General features: G+C 50.0%; 18 protein-coding genes. 6 read left to right on the forward strand and 12 right to left on the reverse strand.

Annotated features, from left to right (window positions below; genetic code table 11):
* Nucleotides 1–95 precede the first annotated feature (95 nt).
* Entirely contained in the window at nucleotides 96–605 is a 510-nt protein-coding gene (locus tag FO446_RS17895) for a Gmad2 immunoglobulin-like domain-containing protein (RefSeq protein WP_221868407.1), read from the forward strand.
* Nucleotides 606–968: 363 nt separating this feature from the next.
* Nucleotides 969–1715 (forward strand): YwaF family protein, encoded by a 747-nt coding sequence (locus FO446_RS17900; protein WP_237898665.1) that lies wholly within the window; start codon nucleotides 969–971, stop codon nucleotides 1713–1715.
* A 1-nt stretch (nucleotide 1716) separates the two neighbouring features.
* On the opposite strand, the gene FO446_RS17905 is transcribed toward FO446_RS17900, so the two are convergent.
* Nucleotides 1717–2595, reverse strand: coding sequence for a LysR family transcriptional regulator (locus FO446_RS17905; protein WP_173608108.1), 879 nt, complete (start codon nucleotides 2593–2595; stop codon nucleotides 1717–1719).
* 145 nt (nucleotides 2596–2740) lie between these two features.
* On the opposite strand from FO446_RS17905, the gene FO446_RS17910 reads away from it, so the two are divergent.
* A complete protein-coding gene (locus FO446_RS17910; protein WP_221868408.1) occupies nucleotides 2741–3637 on the forward strand; it encodes a DMT family transporter in 897 nt (298 codons plus the stop codon).
* A 125-nt stretch (nucleotides 3638–3762) separates the two neighbouring features.
* Here FO446_RS17910 and FO446_RS17915 read toward each other — a convergent pair whose 3' ends face one another.
* The gene (locus tag FO446_RS17915) at nucleotides 3763–5361 is read right to left on the reverse strand and encodes an amidohydrolase (protein ID WP_173608110.1); all 1599 of its coding nucleotides are present in this window, start codon (nucleotides 5359–5361) and stop codon (nucleotides 3763–3765) included.
* A gap of 218 nt (nucleotides 5362–5579) precedes the next feature.
* Between FO446_RS17915 and FO446_RS17920 the strand changes: the two genes are divergently transcribed.
* Nucleotides 5580–6890, forward strand: coding sequence for an MFS transporter (locus FO446_RS17920; protein ID WP_173608111.1), 1311 nt, complete (start codon nucleotides 5580–5582; stop codon nucleotides 6888–6890).
* A gap of 124 nt (nucleotides 6891–7014) precedes the next feature.
* On the opposite strand, the gene FO446_RS17925 is transcribed toward FO446_RS17920, so the two are convergent.
* The 5 genes from FO446_RS17925 to FO446_RS17945 all read right to left on the reverse strand — a co-directional run bounded on the left by FO446_RS17925 (nucleotide 7015) and on the right by FO446_RS17945 (nucleotide 10576).
* Nucleotides 7015–7296 carry a hypothetical protein gene (locus FO446_RS17925; protein ID WP_047068137.1) on the reverse strand — a complete coding sequence of 94 codons (282 nt, stop codon included), beginning with the start codon at nucleotides 7294–7296 and terminating at the stop codon, nucleotides 7015–7017.
* 281 nt (nucleotides 7297–7577) lie between these two features.
* A complete protein-coding gene (locus tag FO446_RS17930; RefSeq protein WP_007728326.1) occupies nucleotides 7578–7928 on the reverse strand; it encodes a YolD-like family protein in 351 nt (116 codons plus the stop codon).
* Nucleotides 7925–8296, reverse strand: coding sequence for a YhjD family protein (locus FO446_RS17935; protein WP_173608112.1), 372 nt, complete (start codon nucleotides 8294–8296; stop codon nucleotides 7925–7927). The genes FO446_RS17930 and FO446_RS17935 overlap by 4 nt, the downstream gene beginning before the upstream one ends.
* Nucleotides 8293–9534, reverse strand: coding sequence for a DNA polymerase IV (locus tag FO446_RS17940; RefSeq protein WP_237898666.1), 1242 nt, complete (start codon nucleotides 9532–9534; stop codon nucleotides 8293–8295). The genes FO446_RS17935 and FO446_RS17940 overlap by 4 nt, the downstream gene beginning before the upstream one ends.
* Before the next feature lie 172 nt (nucleotides 9535–9706).
* Nucleotides 9707–10576: an AraC family transcriptional regulator gene (locus FO446_RS17945; RefSeq protein WP_173608114.1), complete on the reverse strand. Its 870-nt coding sequence runs from the start codon at nucleotides 10574–10576 to the stop codon at nucleotides 9707–9709.
* A gap of 122 nt (nucleotides 10577–10698) precedes the next feature.
* On the opposite strand from FO446_RS17945, the gene FO446_RS17950 reads away from it, so the two are divergent.
* The gene (locus tag FO446_RS17950) at nucleotides 10699–11061 is read left to right on the forward strand and encodes a VOC family protein (RefSeq protein WP_173608115.1); all 363 of its coding nucleotides are present in this window, start codon (nucleotides 10699–10701) and stop codon (nucleotides 11059–11061) included.
* Between the two features lie 20 nt (nucleotides 11062–11081).
* Entirely contained in the window at nucleotides 11082–11567 is a 486-nt protein-coding gene (locus FO446_RS17955; RefSeq protein WP_173608116.1) for a GNAT family N-acetyltransferase, read from the forward strand.
* Here the strand turns inward: FO446_RS17955 and FO446_RS17960 are convergent.
* The 5 genes from FO446_RS17960 to FO446_RS17980 form a co-directional block, all read right to left on the reverse strand.
* Complete coding sequence (locus FO446_RS17960) at nucleotides 11564–13060, reverse strand: hypothetical protein (protein ID WP_173608381.1); 1497 nt, start codon at nucleotides 13058–13060, stop codon at nucleotides 11564–11566. The genes FO446_RS17955 and FO446_RS17960 overlap by 4 nt on opposite strands.
* 158 nt (nucleotides 13061–13218) lie before the next feature.
* Entirely contained in the window at nucleotides 13219–15273 is a 2055-nt protein-coding gene (recG, locus tag FO446_RS17965; RefSeq protein WP_237898667.1) for an ATP-dependent DNA helicase RecG, read from the reverse strand.
* 1 nt (nucleotide 15274) lies between these two features.
* Nucleotides 15275–16159, reverse strand: coding sequence for an L-serine ammonia-lyase, iron-sulfur-dependent, subunit alpha (gene sdaAA, locus FO446_RS17970; RefSeq protein ID WP_047068155.1), 885 nt, complete (start codon nucleotides 16157–16159; stop codon nucleotides 15275–15277).
* A gap of 38 nt (nucleotides 16160–16197) precedes the next feature.
* A complete protein-coding gene (gene sdaAB, locus FO446_RS17975) occupies nucleotides 16198–16863 on the reverse strand; it encodes an L-serine ammonia-lyase, iron-sulfur-dependent subunit beta (RefSeq protein ID WP_221868413.1) in 666 nt (221 codons plus the stop codon).
* A gap of 279 nt (nucleotides 16864–17142) precedes the next feature.
* Nucleotides 17143–18000, reverse strand: coding sequence for a DegV family protein (locus FO446_RS17980; protein WP_221868414.1), 858 nt, complete (start codon nucleotides 17998–18000; stop codon nucleotides 17143–17145).
* Between the last annotated feature and the right edge of the window lie 7 nt (nucleotides 18001–18007).

Raw genomic sequence — 18007 nt, forward strand, 5'->3', positions numbered from 1 at the left:
TGCAGGAAGACTCATCCACCTGAAACACTATTATTTGTTTTTACGTCTTATTATTTGTAGGTACCATTTCATACCAGACAGAATCGAGGGATACCATGAAAAAAATGCTTTTGCTGCTGTTGACGATCGGCTTGCTGCAAGGATGCACGAGTGGCACAGATAGCCCTTCCACTCCAACAGAACAACAGAAGCCACCCGTTACAGCCCAGCCCGAGACACCTGCTTCTGAGCCACCCGCAACCACACAACCACCTACAACGTCTGAGAAGCCACCAACGGAACAACCAGCTCAACAGGAGGCTGTCTATGGCAATGACATTTTCCGCAATGTCACTGTGAAGAAAACTGGTCAGGACACGTTTGAAATCAAAGGACAGGCGCGCGTGTTCGAAGCTGTACTCAATTATGTCGTAGAAGATGGACATAACGAGCTTACGCAAGGTTCCGTGCAGGCTTCGACCGCTGCTCCTGATTGGGGAGATTTTACCCATACACTGAAAGTGAAAAAAGCGGAGCAGAACAGCACACTAACACTGATCTTGTTTGAAACAAGCATGAAAGACGGCAGCCGAAGAATGGAGCTCATCATTCCACTCCCGGAGTAAAGCCTGCAAAAAAATCAGACCCTCTCTATTAAAAAGAGAGGGCCTGATTGAAAGGGTCTATTATTAGATAGCAGTAGACAGTCAGTTGCCGTATGCCTTGCTTTTACTTTTACTCGCCTTGTTCTTCCTTGAAGCATTCCATGCAGAGTGCACCATTGTTCTCGATTTCATACTCGGTCAAGCGAGCCTGGCAAGACTTGCATTGTTTTTCCGTGAGCACTAAGTTCAAGACTATATCTCCTCTCAATGATGTAACGTAGTCTATTTATATTATAACCAAAGATTTATATCAGACAAACAGCTATCTGTTAAAATTTCGTGAATTTTCAAATATAAAAAATAATAAACAAAGAGGAGATCATCATGACCTCACCCTATTTTTCACTTTTCCTAGCAGGGGAGCCGTTTCGGCTGTTTTCCCCTTCTCACATTATCACTTTGATTCTTGTGCTCTGTCTGGTCATGCTCACCTATTTATTTCGGCAAAAACTCCAAGCCCCGACAAACCGACTCACCACCCGTTCCGTACTTGCGGGTGTCTTGCTTTTGTCAGAGGTTTGTTATCAGCTTTGGCATGTTTATACCGAGAGCTGGACGGCTGCTTACACATTGCCCTTGCAGCTGTGTAGCGTAACCCTCATTCTTTCTACTGTGATGCTTATGACGAGAAGCTACGGTCTGTATGAGATTACGTTTTTTGCCGGGATTGGCGGCGCCATGCAGGCATTGCTTACACCTGAGTTGTTTTATCCATTTCCACATTTCCGCTTTGTGCATTTTTTTGTAGCCCATGCGGGAATTGTCCTTGCTTGCCTGTACATGACGTGGGTAGAAGGCTACCGTCCGACCGTCCGTTCGATATGGAAAACGATGGGCTTTTTAAACCTGCTTTTGCTCGTTGCACTTTTCGTCAACCAATTGACGGGCGGAAATTACTTATTTGTCTCACGCAAACCGGACAATCCCAGTCTGATTGACTTTTTGGGCCCGTATCCGTGGTACATCGTTTCATTGGAAGGAGTAGCGCTCGCTTTGTTTTTCTTGTTGTACCTGCCCTTTGTCCGAAAGCAGCCGATGGCGAAGGAAGTCAGGAGCGATTTGTCTGTCTGAATTACGCTTGCTGCTCGTTTACCCAATCTGTGACACACTGCAAAAAGCGTTTGGCAGCCGGTGACTGCTTGGAAAAAGAGGTTGCTGCCACCCCCAGCGAACGGTAATGCTCCCCTTCGAGCGGGATCATCCGGATATTGGCTGGCAAGCGGAACAAGATCATTTCCGGAAGGATGCTGATCCCGAGCCCATTTTGCACCATGGCAATAATCGCGTGATCATCTCCCACTTCATATTTGATTCGCGGCTCGATCTGATACTGGGTCAGCAAACGCTGTATATCATTGTCACAGCCCGTCTTCGGCATGATAAATGTCTCTTCTGCCAATCGGCTCACATGCACCCGCTCCTCTTTGTAGAGCGGGTGTTCCTCTGTCACCAGCAAATACATCTGATCCTTTTTCAAAGGAATCCATTCCAAATCCTCTGTTGTCGGTAAGGAGACGAAACCAAAATCAATCTCTCCACTTTGAATCCAACTCTCAATTCCATCGTAATACCCTTCCATCAGCTTAATCTCGATCGCCGGATACTGGTCTTGGAACCGCTTGAGGATTCCCGGAAGCCACTGTGTGGATACACTCGTGAACGTTCCAATTCTCACCGTCCCGACCTCCAACCCATTGATGGCAAACACCTCTTGTTTCATCCTCACATGACAGCGCAAGGTCTCGCGCATGAATGGAAGCAGTCGCTCCCCATTACTCGTGAGGCTAATGCCCGATCGTCCCCTTGTCAAAAGCGAAAACCCATATTCCCGCTCGAGACTCGCAATCGCATGACTAATCGCTGATTGTGTCAAACCCAGTATTTCTCCAGCTTTGGTTAAGCTCCCCGACTCAATAACGGTGATCACTACCTCAAACTTGTTCAAACTCACCCTTCTTCGCCTCCTTTTTCATGAATTCGATTCATGAAAACCATCACAAACATTCATTTTTCTTATTCAAACGATACTCGTATACTGTTTATGGCGCAACACGGATTAGGACCCGATTTTCTCGGGCAAGGAGGCTTATCTCATCATGAAACCGCAAGTGAAAGCCGATTTGGCTATGATTTTGGTCACCCTGTTTTGGGGAACCTCGTATGTGTTTATGCAAATGGGATTGAAGGATTTGGAGACCTTCAATTTGATCGGAATCCGCTTTGGCATTGCTTTTCTACTAGCTGCCGCCTTGTTCCATAAACGCTTGCGTGGCACGAATCGAAAAACATTGCTCCATGCGTTCGTACTCGGTGCGCTCCTCTTCGGGGTTTTTGCCACCGTCACGAACGGAGTGAAATCGACGACAGCTTCCCAGGCAGGCTTTCTCGTTAGCTTGACTGTTATCTTTGTTCCGCTCTTATCTATTCTTTTGCGCAACCGCCCGGAAAAAAGAGTCTTCGTGGGCGCTGGACTGGCCATGATCGGCATCGGTCTTCTCACACTAAGCGCTGAATTTCGAATCAGCCAAGGAGACCTTTTGTGCATCGCTGGCGCCCTCTTTTATGCTACACATATTACCGTAACGGGCAGATGGGCCAACCAGTCGGATACGATTCAGTTGGGGATTTACCAGCTTGGCTTTACGGCGCTGCTCGGCATTGTTTTTTCATTTGCACTGGAGACTCCTGCATTGCCGCAGACTACAGAGGCTTGGATCGCCGTCCTCGCCCTTAGCGTATTGTGCAGCGCAATCGGCTTTGTCGTTCAAACGGTGGCTCAAAAATATACGACCGCCACGCACACGGGTGTTATTTTTTCCTTGGAGCCAGTCTTCGCTGCCCTGTTTGCCTTCTTGGTCACAGGCGAAACACTGTCTGTTCGCGGGTACATAGGCGCAGGTCTCGTTTTGATCAGTGTGCTGATTGCGGAAATCGATGTGAAGAGCTTGCTGCGCGGAAAGCAGCTGACAAAAAACCCGACTCATCTATCCTGAGTCGGGTTTCGCGTATGGGTTAGGCAAGAGCGCAATCTGAAGCAAATCGACGCCATAAACCAGCGGAAGTCCAGGACTTCCTTTCTTGTCCAGGGCGCCGCTGCTCTGATTTTCGGGTTATTTTTTCAAGACGTGTAGCAAACTTTTCCACCAATGATGGTCATCATGACCTTTGTCGAGAGCAACTCGTCTGGATCGATAGTAAACAGGTCTTTGGAATATACAGTCATATCCGCATATTTTCCACGAGACAGCGTGCCTTTTACATGATCTTCGTTCGTCACCTGTGCACTGCCCAATGTAAACAGATGAATCGCTTCCTCCATCGTCAGCTTTTCTTGTGGGAAGTATCCATCGTGGGTTTCCCCCGGTGCCTTGCGTGTGACGGCTGCGTGTATCCCCAACAGAGGATCGATGGGTTCTACTGGTGTATCCGAGCCCGCAGCGCAAATGATTCCATAGTCCATCATCGTTTTCCAGATGTACGAGTGTTGAATCCGCTCCTGTCCTACGCGATCCATTACCCACGGGAAGTCTCCTGCGAGAAAACGCGGTTGGATATCTGCAATCCGATGAGGATGCTTCAAGCGGTCCAGCAGGTCCGGCCGCAAGATTTGTGTGTGTATGAGGCGGTCCCGGTAGGCCACTGCCGGAAACTGATCCAAGCTATCCAGCACCATCTCCAGTGCTTTGTCGCCAATGGTGTGTACAGCAATGGGCATCCCGAGTCCACGTGCTTGTCGTACCAGCTCTGTCAGCTCGTCTTGCTCATGCACAGGATAACCGCTGGTGCTCGGATCATCAGCATACGGAGCTGACAGGTAAGCCGTCCTGCGTCCTAATGCCCCATCTGCAAAAATTTTCACCGCACCGATTCGCACATGAGCGTTGCCGTAACCAGCCGTCATCTTTAAGTCGCGCAGCTCATGCATATGCGGGTAGTAGACAAGCAGGTTGCTGCGCAGCGCAAGCTCTTCGCCATTGATGAGCTCATCATAGAGTCGATACGTTTGCGCAAGTCCGCCCAATTCACGCAAATCCTCCGTATGCGCCCCTGTCAATCCATGCGCCATTGCATAGTGGATCGAGTTGCGCAGGCTTTGCTTCAACTGATCGTAGTCAGGTCTTGGAATATGCTTCGTAATCAGGTTGGAGGCAGTTTCCAACAACATGCCTGTTGGCTTTCCGCTTATAGGATCATGTACGATGACTCCCCCCGCAGGCACCTCCATGTCACGATGATAGCCACTTAGCTCCAATGCCTTGCTGTTGACCAAATTCGCATGTCCACATATTCGCGCCAGAAGAATCGGGCAATGTGGTGCAGCTTGATCAAGTTCTTCGATGGTAGGAATGCCGCCACCATCCGCGAACAAATTCTCATCCCAGCCATAACCTTGTATCCACGCATTTTCAGGTGTGACTTGCGCTTTTTCTTTTAAGAGAAACAGCAGCTCATCCTTGGAGCGAGCTTTGCTCAAATCCAGTTGCAAAAAGGTCAGACCGAGCCATCCCAAATGCAAGTGGCTGTCAATCAATCCCGGGGTAGCGGTACAACCTTGCAGATCAATGACCGTTGCATCACTGCCTCCGTATTGAAGAAGCATGTCTGCATCGCTGCCCAGGTCATGCACAATTCCATCTCGAACGACTAATGCTTGTACGAACAAATGCCGGGAATCTCCTGTGTAAATGCGTCCATTTCTGAAAATGGTTGTCGCCATCTCGTGACCTCTTTTCTGTTCGCTTCTGTATTTTTCGTATGCCTCCCCTCTTAATTTGTTTGCTTGTAGTCGTTTTCCTCCCTGAAATGAAATAACGTTCAAAAAATTACGACCTTCTTTTTCATTTGGGAAAACATGGTGTTTACTCACTTTCCTGTTGAAAGCAGCAGCGGTAGGGCACGTTATGTTCATGTCCTATTTTTGCGCGGAGGGAACGTATGCAACAAAAAACAAAAAAACGCCTTCCACCCTTCCTTCCCATACAGGAGTCCACTGGTCTGAAAATGTCGCACCATGAGCCTTCTCACCAAAAGTCATCAGGCCGTCTGGACAATCAAGCCAAGCTGCTGCTCCTGGTCAACGCTGTGTTTATTGCCGCTGGCGCCCTTTCTGGCACGTTTGTAAACGTCTATTTGTGGAAGGTAAAAAGTCAATTTGCCCCGATCGCTTGGTTTACTTTTTCCGCTCATCTCGCGGGTGCGCTTACCTTTTGGCTTGCGGGCTGGTACGTGAAGCGTCTGAACAAAATGAATGTCCTGCGCGCTGGCATGGCCGTTTCTGCCCTTTTTTATTTGCTCGTTCTTCTGGCAGGTCCCAAAGCTGTCTCTTATGCTGTACCGCTTGGGCTCGTTCAGGGTATGGCGAATGGATTTTTTTGGCTGTCCTTCAACGTGGTGTACTTCGAAATCACGAATGCGGATAACCGCGACCTATTCAACGGTACGGCAGGGCTGCTCGCTTCACTTGGCGGCATGCTCGCTCCATGGATATCGGGCTTGCTCATTACACGGCTTCCGGGCAACAGCGGCTACTCCCTTATTTTCGGGATTTCTCTTGCGCTATTTGTCATCGGCGTGTTCATCAGCTTTTTTCTGAAAAAACGCCAATCGGAAGGGACGTATTCCTGGAGCTTTTCCTTACGTTGTTTGCGAGAGGAGCGCGAGTGGCGCTGGGCAGCAGGGGCTTTAGCTGGTCAAGGACTGCGTGAAGGTGTATTCGGCTTTGTGATCGGTCTACTCGTCTACATTGCCACGAAAAGCGAGATGACTCTCGGCAACTACTGGCTGACTACATCTGCCGTCGGACTTGTGAGCTACTTCCTGATCTCCAAATGGTTCACTCCCCGCTTTCGCAAGTGGGGAATGCTCACTGGTTCTGTCATCATGTGGGGGATTCTCTTCGTATTTTTTTGGCAGGTGAGCTTTACAACACTGCTTATTTTCGGGATTGCCGTGTCCATTGCTTACCCACTGTTTTCAGTGCCCATGCTTTCCACGATTTTTGATCTGATTGGCACGAACGAAGAGAGCGCCCGCAATCGAGTCGAGTATGTCGTGCTGCGAGAGTTCGCTCTGGACGTTGGTCGGCTGGTGGGGATTCTGATCTTTCTGCTGGTAACGTCTTTGAGCGTCTCTCCTCTTACACTGAATTGGTTGATTTTGTGTATCGGAATCGGCCCACTCATCGCATGGTTTTGCATGACCAAGCTATTCCGTCACGTTCCTGCTGCTAAAAAAGCAGACAATTGAACGAAGCGTGCACCCAGGAGAAAACAAAACCCGCTTCGGCTGACTTGCCTGGCGGGTTTTAGCAACAAAAAACCTTTCCCACTCGGAGGCTAGCTCCCAGGAAAGGTTGCGCTGGTTTTTTCGATTATGATTGGGCTACTTTTTCTTTCGCTTTCGTTACGATGTGGTGACCGAGCGGCAAGCCGCGCTGCTCCAGCTCATCCGCTGTCACAATATGGAGCGTCTCACTTTTACACGGCATGGGCATCAATCCGCCCAATGGACTCATCACTCTTCCGATCGTGTCTGTCTCAATGAGCACGTACAGGCCTTTTTCCTCCAATTGTTGCATGAATTCTCCCCAACGCTTGGAAGTAATTTGATCGGCGTGCTTGGTGAATATGACACCCATTTCTTGTGCTAGCATGCAAAATCTCCTTTGTTCTATCCGTCAAATATATGCTTCAAAAGATAATCTAACAATACAGGGAAACCTCCCTTCTGGCAAAATCCGTGTAAGCCAAAAAAACACGAAAAACGGTTGTTTTTGACCGCTTTTCGTTTCAGGAATCTCACATCTTCCTCGCACACACCGTTTCAACGCGGCACGCTGTTTTTTGCCGCTTGCTTTTGAAAAAGAGGCCTATTTTTGCCGATTTCCTGAGTAATTCTCATATCTTGCCCATCATGTACCTGCATTTCTTCGATTTAGAAGCTCGCTGCCAGCTCCACATGCAGCAATCGGGCAAAAGGAACCCAGTGAATCTCGGAGCCTGCCCGAAGCTTGAGGCGTCTCGCCGCTTGATCAATATGGATAATGTGGGCAGACAGGCGTCGCGGCTCTCGCCCGTCATAATAGGTCAGTGTCAGGATACTCTCTGTCTGAAACGCCTGCCATACCAGCTCGCTCAAGGCGCTGAGCTGCTCCTGATCCAGCTCGGGTGGTACATAGCGGCGCTCTTCTTCCTTGATCCGCAAATACATTTCCCGATGCTCCGGCAGCACAAACCGACTGGCCACGAATACATTTTCCTTTTTGGACACGCGTTTTTCCCTCATTGCTTGTTCTCTCCTCGCTGTTCATATCGGGTCCATAAATGGACGAGCTCCTGACACTCTGCCCGCAATACCTCAATCGTATAGATCGCTTCTCGCACATACCCGCGTTGTCGATAGTGGACGACATACATATGTCCCTGACGTCGTGAGCTGACGACTGTGCACCCTCTTTGCCGCAGGATGCGACGCAGCTGGTGATGCTGCCGCTCCGCCCACCGCGAGAGCTCATTGAACATCATCTGATAAGAAAACTTCAACGGCACAATCCGCATCTGCCCCAGATCGGCCATGACCGCCCGAAACAAAATGCCAAATAAAATATACTGGCGTATCATTTCCTGCTCGTCAGACACCATCGGCTCCGTCACTTGTAGTGTCCTCCGATCTTACGTGCACGCTCTTTCGCCTGTCCTGCTTCCAATACAGAGGTGGCGCGCAGGATGGCGTCCTGACCGTATCGGGTCCGGATATCATCCATAGCTTGTGCCAACGAACGCCGCTTGTGATTGTCCGTGAACAGATTGAGTTGTACCACGTTGTCAGGGACAAGCTGCCCCAGATTGACCCCGATACTGCGGACGGGCGTTTCCTGCCAGTGGCGGTCAAACAGAAAGCAGGCCGCTTCGTACAAAGTCATGGCATCATTCGTCTGCTCCGTGAGCTTCATCTGCCGTCCAAAGCCCGTTCCAGCAGCCAAATCAGCTCCACGACAGCCCACAGACAGAACGGAGCCCATCAGCTCCTTTTTCCTCGCCCGACGGCACACTTCTTCGCACAGCTCTAAAAGCACCACTTTGATTTCCGCTGCTGTATGGTAATCCCGCGGCAACGTCATGTGATGACCGATCCCTTTTTGTGAATCATAGGAATCCAAAGCCACAGGTGAATCGTCGATTCCGTGAGCCGTGCGCCACAGCACTTCCCCGTCTACTCCCCAATGCCGGGTGAGGATGGCTGGCCTCATATCTGCAAGCTGCCCGATCTGATAGACGCCCATTCGATGAAAATGACGCTTCATGCGTGAGCCTACGCCGAACAGCTTTTCAATCGGAAGCTTCCAGAGCGTATCCGCTAACGTTTCCCGCTTGAGCCAAAAAACGCCTTCTTCCCGTTTCTTGGCGAAATTATCACAGGCCATCTTGGCCAATACCTTGTTCTCCCCGATGCCTACCCGACAGTTGATTCCTGTCTCCATCCAGACGCGCTGCCGAATCTGTGCAGCCATCTGCATCGGATCACCAAACAGGTGAACGCTGCCTGTCACGTCGAGAAACTGCTCGTCGATCGAGTACGGCTCCACCTTGTCGGTAAATGCCTCGAATATGCGAGTGATTTGCATGGAGATGCGAATGTACATCTCCATGCGCGGACGAACAACGACGAGCTGGCGACACTTTTGCTGCGCCTGCCACAGCGCTTCGGCCGCGACCACTCCGTATGACTTGGCAATCGGACACGCTGCCAGCACGACTCCACTGCGCCGCTCCGGATCACCCGCGACGACAATCGGTTTGTTTCGCAGCTCTGGATTGGCCCCTTTCTCGATACTGGCATAAAAGCTCTGCATGTCGATCAAAAATACGATCCGCTTGTTCGCATTGGACATACGATCATCCCCTAAATAAGAACTTATGTTCCCTTGTTGCTTTGTTCTTATTATAGCAAACGAACGTTCGTTTTTATGCCTGTCTCGCGCAAAAAAAAGCTAGTAATTATTTCCTCTCGGATAAGCACACATCGGTAGGTGTTCCGCAAGCGAGAGCGAATCCAATAAAGGGTTACTTTTTCACGACAGGAATCCAAATTTCGCTTCGGAAGGTTGGGGATGAAGTGTCTTTATTTTCGTTCCACAAAATCTCCGGACCCTCAGCCTGTTCATAACCAGAGGATAAAAACCATTCCGAATAAATCCGGGCCCAGACATCTTGCAGCGTATCGGGAAAAGGACCCACTGCTTCGAAGACCGCCCAGGTGGAAGCAGCAACTTCAAGTACTGCCAGGTTGTCTGGATAAGCTTTTGTAGTGGCTACGCCGATATAATGATCGAGCTCGCCATATTCCAGCCGACCTTCTGAAAAGTTCGTGGACGCACTGATCAGTCCTAGTGGTTCGATATCGGATAGCGACTTCAGCTGCTGGATCGTCTCCCTATCTAATGAAGCCCACATAGCCGCAATCTCTGGATTGACTCCACGATAAATCAGCGGGACTCTTTTTTTCAGACCCACAATACGAAATGCCTCTTTTTCTTCCATGCGGTAGTTCATGGCACTGCCTCCTTTTATGGATAGATGAAAGGTCATTCGTGGATAAGCCTTCAAGGGTTGGCCGATATGTCTGGCTTCTGTCGGAGTGACTCCATGCACATTCTGAAAAGCTCTGGCAAAGGAATCAGCCGATCCGTATCCGTATTTGATCGCAATGTCAATGATCCGCTCGTTGCTGTCCGCAAGCTCAAAAGCTGCAAGCGTAATGCGCCGACGCCGGATGTACTCGGATAGCGGAACACCAGCGAGAAAAGAAAACATTCTTTTGAAGTGATACTCGGAGCAGCAAGCTACCCGGGCGATTTCTTTATAGTCAATCTCGCTGGTCAAATTGTCTTCGATGTAGTCCAGAGCCTCATTCAGCTTTACAAGCAAATCCATGGTAATGACCTCCCTTTCCTCCTCAGAATAGCAGATGCAAAATCGGGCGATCCGACATTTCGTGCACGATGATGACGGGTCGATCTTGTGAAAAAAACGCCTATTGAAAGGAGCTCTATCACATGACAACGACTTCCCCTCTGCTCCCCCAAATCGGAGCTATTTTTGTAGCCGTCAGCGACATCGAGCGCGCACGCGACTGGTACTGCCGTCTCTTGGGCATTCCCATAGACGGTGAAATTATGTTCGGGCATATATACTGCATTCCTTTGCAAAGTGGACTGACACTCGTCCTGGACAGCAAAATCTTTCCGAAGCGTATCACAGATGATGCCCCCTTGTTTCATTTCAACACACTGGATATCGAAGCCTCCTATGCCTTTCTCAAAGAGAGCGGAGTCGAAGTCGTCACCCCTATCCAGCATGGCCACTGGTTCAACTTCCGCGATCCCGACGGCAATCTGATTATGGTAAGCCAATGTTAAATGAAAGAGGAGATACACGCATGACCATCCACTTGCGCCGAACTACACCGGCAGACATTCCTTTCGTATGCGAAGTAGAAAATGCACCAGAGAATGCCCCGTTCATTATTCCGTGGAGCGCAGATCGGCACCATAACGCTCTTGGCGACCCGGACATCCTCCATATGATTGCCGAGAAAAAAGAAACAGGCCACCCCGTCGGCTACGTCATCATCGCCGGGCTGACCAATCCTCATCAAAGTATTGAACTCATCCGTATCACAATCGCAGCAAAGGGGAACGGCTACGGTCGCAACATCCTGCGTCAGATCAAGCAGTGGGCATTTATCGAGCAAAAGGCCCATCGGCTCTGGCTGGATGTAAAAGAAACGAACGACCGCGCCCGCAGCCTTTACGTATCCGAAGGGTTTCACATAGAGGGCACCTTGCGCGATTGCCTAAAAGCAGGCGATACTTACGAATCCTTGATCATTTTATCGATGCTGGCAACGGAATATGACGCTTAAGGGGCAAATGCGTCCGGAGTCGTGACGTAGAGCCATTTTCCATCGTTGCTCGCTCCCAGAATCGATACACTTGCTGGCAGTCCTTTCACCAGCACAGATTGTTGCTTACGATCGGCATCGAACAGGAAGAGCGACGAAACGGACTCCGCCCCTTGTTCAGCTTTTTCCCAATCGATATAAACCAAATGGTGAGTGCCTGGAATCCATACCGCTTCTGGCTTCATTTCCATCAGTTTGACGTCGCCCTTAAACACTCCTGCATTCCAATACATTTGATAGGCGCCATCCGTCGACTGAATATAGCCAGACCACGCTTCTTTGGGAACCGGTGGATTCCAGCTGATCACCTTGCCTGACTGCCAATCGTAGCGTTGACGAAGCTCTTCGAAGCTATCTTCCTCTGTTCTCATTTCAAACGTCGCGTAACGTCCACCATCCATAAAACTAACGGGCTGGACTTGCCCATTCATCTCGTCTGTTGGAACCCATCCTTTGATGACACCTGGGAGGCGCCGTTCTTTTCCAGTCTCCAAATCGTACACGATCAGATCGAGGTCCTTTTTCTGTTCGGTCTTGCCCACTGCCATCAATACATGCTTGCGATCATGGCTAAAGCTGGCTCCATGTACGTATCCATCTACCTTGACACGAATGGCAAACTCGCTTTTCGGTACTTCTGTCCCTTTCGGTGGATGAGCGAAAAAGAAGCCGCGACGATCTGCCATGAAATCGCCTGCACCGCTGTAGTTGTCAGTCAGCTCCACTGGATAAGCAGTCAGCTCTTTTGTCTGTGTGTCATAAATCGAATACAGCATGGCGAAACGGGCATCGCACTCGCAATATTCTGTAAATCGCTCCAGTAGCACATACCGTTCCTCGGGGTCGATAAACTGCATGGGAGTCCTGACGGCAAAGTCCGTCATTTTCTCTTTCACCTTGCCATCGACTGAGACTCGCCAAATCTGAGACGGAGCAAACACCACCGCCGAGAAATCATTTGTATCGCCAAAGACGGTTCCCTTTACCTTCTTCGCTCCTGCTACGCTGACAACATATTCCGTCCAGCTTCTGTCCTTGGCAAGCTCAGGAAGGGTAGCCAGCAATTGCAGTTGACGGTCGTGCACCCAGTGAAACGTAAAAATCGGCTCCACGAAACCCAAATCCTCTTTTTTGGTCTCTTCCTGGGCATTTTTGCGGATGGCCTCTTCGACTGTTCCACGGTTCACGGCTTCCTTAAAAAAGATAGTGTACGCCTGTGGTGCAGGTCCCACAACCGTTCTTCGAGGAGAGCGGAGCTGTGGTGCATCGTTTAGCTGTATAACCACGTCTTCTTTCATCGCCGCGTAGTCGTAAGGCAGTTCCTTTTGCTTCCATTCCTTTGTCGTTTGGCTAGTCGTATGAGATGGGCCAGTCTGAGCAATCCGACTGTCCGTGGAAGTTGCTTGCGCGAAGTCGGATCCTGTCATGATAAGCAATGCGAACACAATGGACATACTCATTCCCCGAATTTTTCGCAAAGACAAAAAACTCGCCTCGCTTCCTAGAAAAATTTACCTTACAGAGGATAGACGTCGAGAGCTTGCTTAAGGTTTCACCCCACAAAAGAAAAAGCCTTCTCACACGCGCTTGAACGTGGGAAGACTTTCCTTTCTTAATCCAAGACGACACCGTCGAGTACGCCCTCATTCTTCAAATAGTCACGCAGCCAGTGATACTTTTCGTCACGCCAGAAGGAGTCCTCTGCTACCAGCTTGACCGTCTCCTGTCTCGCTACCTCCAGCGCTTTGTAATCACTTAATAAATCAGCGACTTTAAACTCCGGCAAGCCGCTCTGCTTGGTTCCAAAAAAATCACCCGGTCCGCGCAATTCCAAATCGCGCTGCGACAGCTCAAATCCATCCGTCGTCTCGCACATGACACGCATCCGCTCTTTTCCAATCTCGGATTTCGGATCGGCGATCAGCACACAATATGACTGTTCAGAGCCACGTCCTACGCGCCCGCGCAATTGGTGAAGCTGAGCAAGACCAAACCGCTCCGCATCATAGATGACCATATAGGTAGCATTCGGCACATTCACACCGACCTCTACGACCGTTGTACTGACCAGGACAGCGTGCTCTGCGGCAAGAAAGGCTTGCATGACGGCATCCTTTTCTTTCGCGGGCAGTCGCCCATGCATCAGGCCTACGCCGAATTCAGGGAAAATGTGTGTGAGCTGAGCATGTACATCAATCGCATTTTGCACATCGAGCTTTTCGGATTCCTCGATAAGCGGACAAATCACGTAGGCCTGTCGTCCTTTTCGTAGCTCATCCCGCATTTGCTCCAGCACAGCCGGAAACTGATCATGCTTTTTCCATGTCGTCTCAATCGGTTTGCGCCCCGCAGGCATTTGATCAATCGTAGAAACGTCCATGTCGCCAAATGCCGTAATTGCCAGTGTTCTCGGAATTGGCGTTGCAGTCATAAACAAGACATCAGGGGACAAGCCTTTATTCCGTAAAATTCGCCGCTGCTCCACACCGAATCGGTGCTGCTCGTCCGTAATCACGAGACCAAGACGAGAAAAAAAGACATCCTCTTGAATGAGCGCATGGGTACCGACTACGACATCGATTAACCCCATTTGCAGAGAGCCGATGACTTCGCGTCTACGTTTCGCCGTCAGCGAGCCCGATAAGAGCGCAACTTGAATGCCGTAATCGGATAGGAGCTTCGTCAACGACTGCACATGCTGCTCGGCGAGAATCTCCGTCGGTACCATCAACGCTCCTTGATAACCTGCTTTCACCGCAGCAATCAGCGCGATGGCGGCTACAACGGTTTTCCCCGAGCCTACGTCCCCTTGCAGCAATCGATTCATCGCATGAGGGGCCCGCATGTCGTCCAATATTTCTTTTACTACTCGTTTCTGCGCATCTGTCAGTGGGAACGGCAACCCTTTGACAAATTCCCGGACCTCTTCCATCGGAATCGCCAAAGCAACGCCTTCCGTTTGCTGCCGATTAATCTTGCGCAATGTTTGCATTTTCAACTGGAATAAGAAAAGCTCCTCGAACATAATCCGTCGCCGCGCTTGACGACCATCTTCCGCATTTTCAGGAAAATGAATCGAATGAAAGGCATCCTTCCGCGGCATCAATCGGTAGCGCTCCACGATATCCGCAGGAAGGATCTCAGGTATCTCCTTGCCATATTGACGCAACGCCTGTTGAATGGTTTTGCGCAGCAGTGTATGCGTCACATCCCCGCCAAGTGGATAGACAGGGGCGAGCTCGCCTCTTTTTGTCGCGCGTTCGGAGTCTACTTCTGTCATTTCGCTCACTGTGATTTGTAGCTTGTGCTTGTCCCATTTTCCCGTGACGAGTATTTCCTTGCCTGGCGACAGCCTGCTTTTGACAAACGTCTGATTGAACCAGACAGCCGTCACCACGACACGGTCCATGACAACCTTGACGGACAGTCGTGATTTTCTTTTTCCAAAAAAACGAACAGAGGGTTCGCCGTACACCGTACCTGCCAGCGTGACCCTCTCTCCGTCTTTTACTTCAGTCAAATCGCGCACACGGTAATCTTCATAGCGAGACGGGAAATACTCCAGCAAATCGCCAATGCTGTTGATTCCCAGTCCTGCAAATGCCTTCGCTCGCTCTTCCCCTACCCCGTGCAAAAGGGAGACGGGCGATTGATATGCACCAGCCATCTTACTTCTCCATCCGTACGCCGAACACTTTGGCTTCGATCATGCGACCCGTTTGCGTGGCAGCAAGACCACCCTGTGCGGTTTCCTTCAGCGTAGTCGGCATAGCACAACCGATTCGGTACATGGCATCGATGACTTCATCTGTTGGGATTACGCTCTTGATGCCTGCCATTGCCATATCTGCGGCTACTGTCGCAATCGCTGCTCCCATCGCATTTCGTTTGACACATGGTACTTCAACCAGTCCGGCTACGGGGTCACAGACCAGACCGAGCATATTTTTCAACGCGATCGCTACTGCTTGGGCAGATTCCTCAGGCGTACCGCCAGCCATTTCTACAATCGCCGCAGCAGCCATGGCTGTTGCAGAGCCTACCTCTGCCTGGCAACCACCCGCAGCACCTGAAATAAACGCATTATTGGCAATGCAATACCCGATAGCGCCTGCCGTGAACAAATAATTGACCATTTCTTCACGGGTCGGCTGCAGCTTGTCAGATACGGCAAACAACGTGCCTGGTACAATGCCGCATGCTCCTGCTGTAGGCGTTGCGACAATCGTGCCCATTGCTGCGTTTACTTCATTAACCGCCACAGACATCGAGACTGCATTCAAAAGTGTGGGACCGGACAAAAACGTCTTGGTCTCCATATATGTTTGCAGCTTCTTCGCATCGCCGCCCGTCAACCCGCTATGCGAGCGAATATCTTCGGTAAGCCCGCGACGCACTGCTTTTTCCATTACATCGAGGTTGGCGTACATATCTTGCATAATGGCATCCCGACTGCGCTGGGAAACTTCCATTTCTGCTTCAATCATCACCTCGGAGATCTTCTTCCCCTGGGATTCGGCCAACTCTACTAGTTCAGCCACATTACGAAACATCTGGTTGTTCACTCCTCTAATCCTGCTCGTCCTTTTGCTTAGTTCAATGCGAGCAGGGATACGTCAAAGATATGGGGAATTTGACGAATTTCCTCCAGTACTTCCGGGGAGATCGTCGAATCGGTTTCGATTGCCATCAAAGCACGCGAACCGCGTGTATGTCGAGACACTTCCATGAGTCCCACATTAATGTTGTGCTGCGTCAGCACCTTTGCCACAGCCGCAATCATCCCGAAGCGATCTTCATGCAGAACCAAGAGCGTCGGTGTATCGAAGCCCAACTGAAAGGAAAACCCGTTCACTTCCAACACTTCGATCTTCCCGCCACCAATGGAGACACCAACGATTTCAATCTGACGCTCATCATCAGACAGCTTGATCCGCGCCGTATTCGGGTGCTCTGTCAAAATGTCAGAAGTGGACAACTCCACTTCCATGCCAGCTTTTTCTGCAATCACCAGCGAATTTTTCAGACGCAAATCCGACGTGTCAAAGTCAAGAATTCCTGCAACAGTCGCCACATCAGAACCATGTCCTTGATACGTTTTTGCAAATGAACCGTAAAAAACAATTTCTGCTCGCAAAGGCATTCTGCCAAACAGCTTGCGAGCCACACGACCGATACGGGCTGCACCAGCCGTATGGGAGCTAGATGGTCCAACCATAATTGGACCGATAATATCAAATACGCTTTTGTACTTCAACCGGTTCTCCTCCCGAATCACAAGGGGTTCAACAAGATTCACTCTCATTGTATCCTACAGCCTTTGAAAGCGCTACAGAGGAAACTGTACGTAAAGCAATCATAACCGATTTCCGGAGGCAACATGCGGTCAAATCAGGATAAATGAAAAAACTCCCTTTGAAAAAAATGGGGACGGGAATCTTCTTTATCATTGCTCTACGCCCAATAATCACCAGAACCTCTGTATAAAAAAGAAGCCCCCTGCCTCAGGGAAGCTCCTCTCCATACTGAATATGCCTTACCTATCTTTTACCATGACGATCCCGAGTAGACCGGGACCTGTATGCGTACCGATCACCGGACCAATCTGTTCCAACCAAGAATCCGTTACCGCAAACTCTTGCTTGAGTCGCTCCAAGAGCTCAGCCGCTTGATCGGGAACACTGCTGTGCAGCACAGCGATTTTCACTGGCTCGCCTTGCGCGTATTCCTGCAACGCTTCAAATACGCGATTCAGAGCTTTCTTCGTCCCGCGTACCTTGTCAAAAGCAGAGACGTACCCGGCAGGATCCAGTGTCAAAATCGGCTTGATGTTCAAGAGCGAACCGATGACAGCAGATGCTTTGCCGATTCGACCGCCTTTTTGCAGGAACTCCAGTGTATCCACAATAAAGTATACCTGCACCTCATCCAAGTAACGATCAATCTGATCCAGAATTTGCTCCTTGTTCTTGCCTGCTTGAGCGGCTTTGGCAGCCTCTACGCAGATCATTCCGTGAACAAATGAGGCTTTGCGAGAATCGATCACCGTAATGTCGATATTTTCATCCAACATCGACTTGGCGATCATCGCTGACTGATACGTACCCGATAAGGAACCCGATAAGAGTATCGCAATGATTTGCACGTCCTTGCCATATTTCTCATGGATCGCTTTGTACGCTTCAGCAAATTCAAGCGGAGACGGCTGCGAGGTTGTCGGCATCACGCTCGATTGCTTCAGCTTATCGAAAAACTCCGAAGACGAGATAGTGACCGCGTCCACATACGTTTCCGCCCCAAACATGATTTTTAACGGGACGGCCACGATCCCCAATGACTGCCTCGCAGACGCATCGATATCAGACGCACTGTCGGTAAGAATCACAATTGGCATTCTCGAT

The sequence above is a fragment of the Brevibacillus brevis genome, assembly GCF_022026395.1.
In the GTDB taxonomy this organism is placed as follows: Bacteria; Bacillota; Bacilli; order Brevibacillales; family Brevibacillaceae; genus Brevibacillus.

Coding starts and splice junctions, on each gene's coding strand:
- FO446_RS17895 (WP_221868407.1), top strand. CDS start 96: ATGAAAAAAATGCTTTTGCTGCTGTTGACGATCGGCTTGCTGCAAGGA.
- FO446_RS17900 (WP_237898665.1), top strand. CDS start 969: ATGACCTCACCCTATTTTTCACTTTTCCTAGCAGGGGAGCCGTTTCGG.
- FO446_RS17910 (WP_221868408.1), top strand. CDS start 2,741: ATGAAACCGCAAGTGAAAGCCGATTTGGCTATGATTTTGGTCACCCTG.
- FO446_RS17915 (WP_173608110.1), bottom strand. CDS start 5,361: ATGGCGACAACCATTTTCAGAAATGGACGCATTTACACAGGAGATTCC.
- FO446_RS17920 (WP_173608111.1), top strand. CDS start 5,580: ATGCAACAAAAAACAAAAAAACGCCTTCCACCCTTCCTTCCCATACAG.
- FO446_RS17925 (WP_047068137.1), bottom strand. CDS start 7,296: ATGCTAGCACAAGAAATGGGTGTCATATTCACCAAGCACGCCGATCAA.
- FO446_RS17930 (WP_007728326.1), bottom strand. CDS start 7,928: ATGAGGGAAAAACGCGTGTCCAAAAAGGAAAATGTATTCGTGGCCAGT.
- FO446_RS17940 (WP_237898666.1), bottom strand. CDS start 9,534: ATGTCCAATGCGAACAAGCGGATCGTATTTTTGATCGACATGCAGAGC.
- FO446_RS17945 (WP_173608114.1), bottom strand. CDS start 10,576: ATGGATTTGCTTGTAAAGCTGAATGAGGCTCTGGACTACATCGAAGAC.
- FO446_RS17950 (WP_173608115.1), top strand. CDS start 10,699: ATGACAACGACTTCCCCTCTGCTCCCCCAAATCGGAGCTATTTTTGTA.
- FO446_RS17955 (WP_173608116.1), top strand. CDS start 11,082: ATGACCATCCACTTGCGCCGAACTACACCGGCAGACATTCCTTTCGTA.
- FO446_RS17960 (WP_173608381.1), bottom strand. CDS start 13,060: ATGTCCATTGTGTTCGCATTGCTTATCATGACAGGATCCGACTTCGCG.
- recG (WP_237898667.1), bottom strand. CDS start 15,273: ATGGCTGGTGCATATCAATCGCCCGTCTCCCTTTTGCACGGGGTAGGG.
- sdaAA (WP_047068155.1), bottom strand. CDS start 16,159: ATGTTTCGTAATGTGGCTGAACTAGTAGAGTTGGCCGAATCCCAGGGG.
- FO446_RS17980 (WP_221868414.1), bottom strand. CDS start 18,000: ATGCCAATTGTGATTCTTACCGACAGTGCGTCTGATATCGATGCGTCT.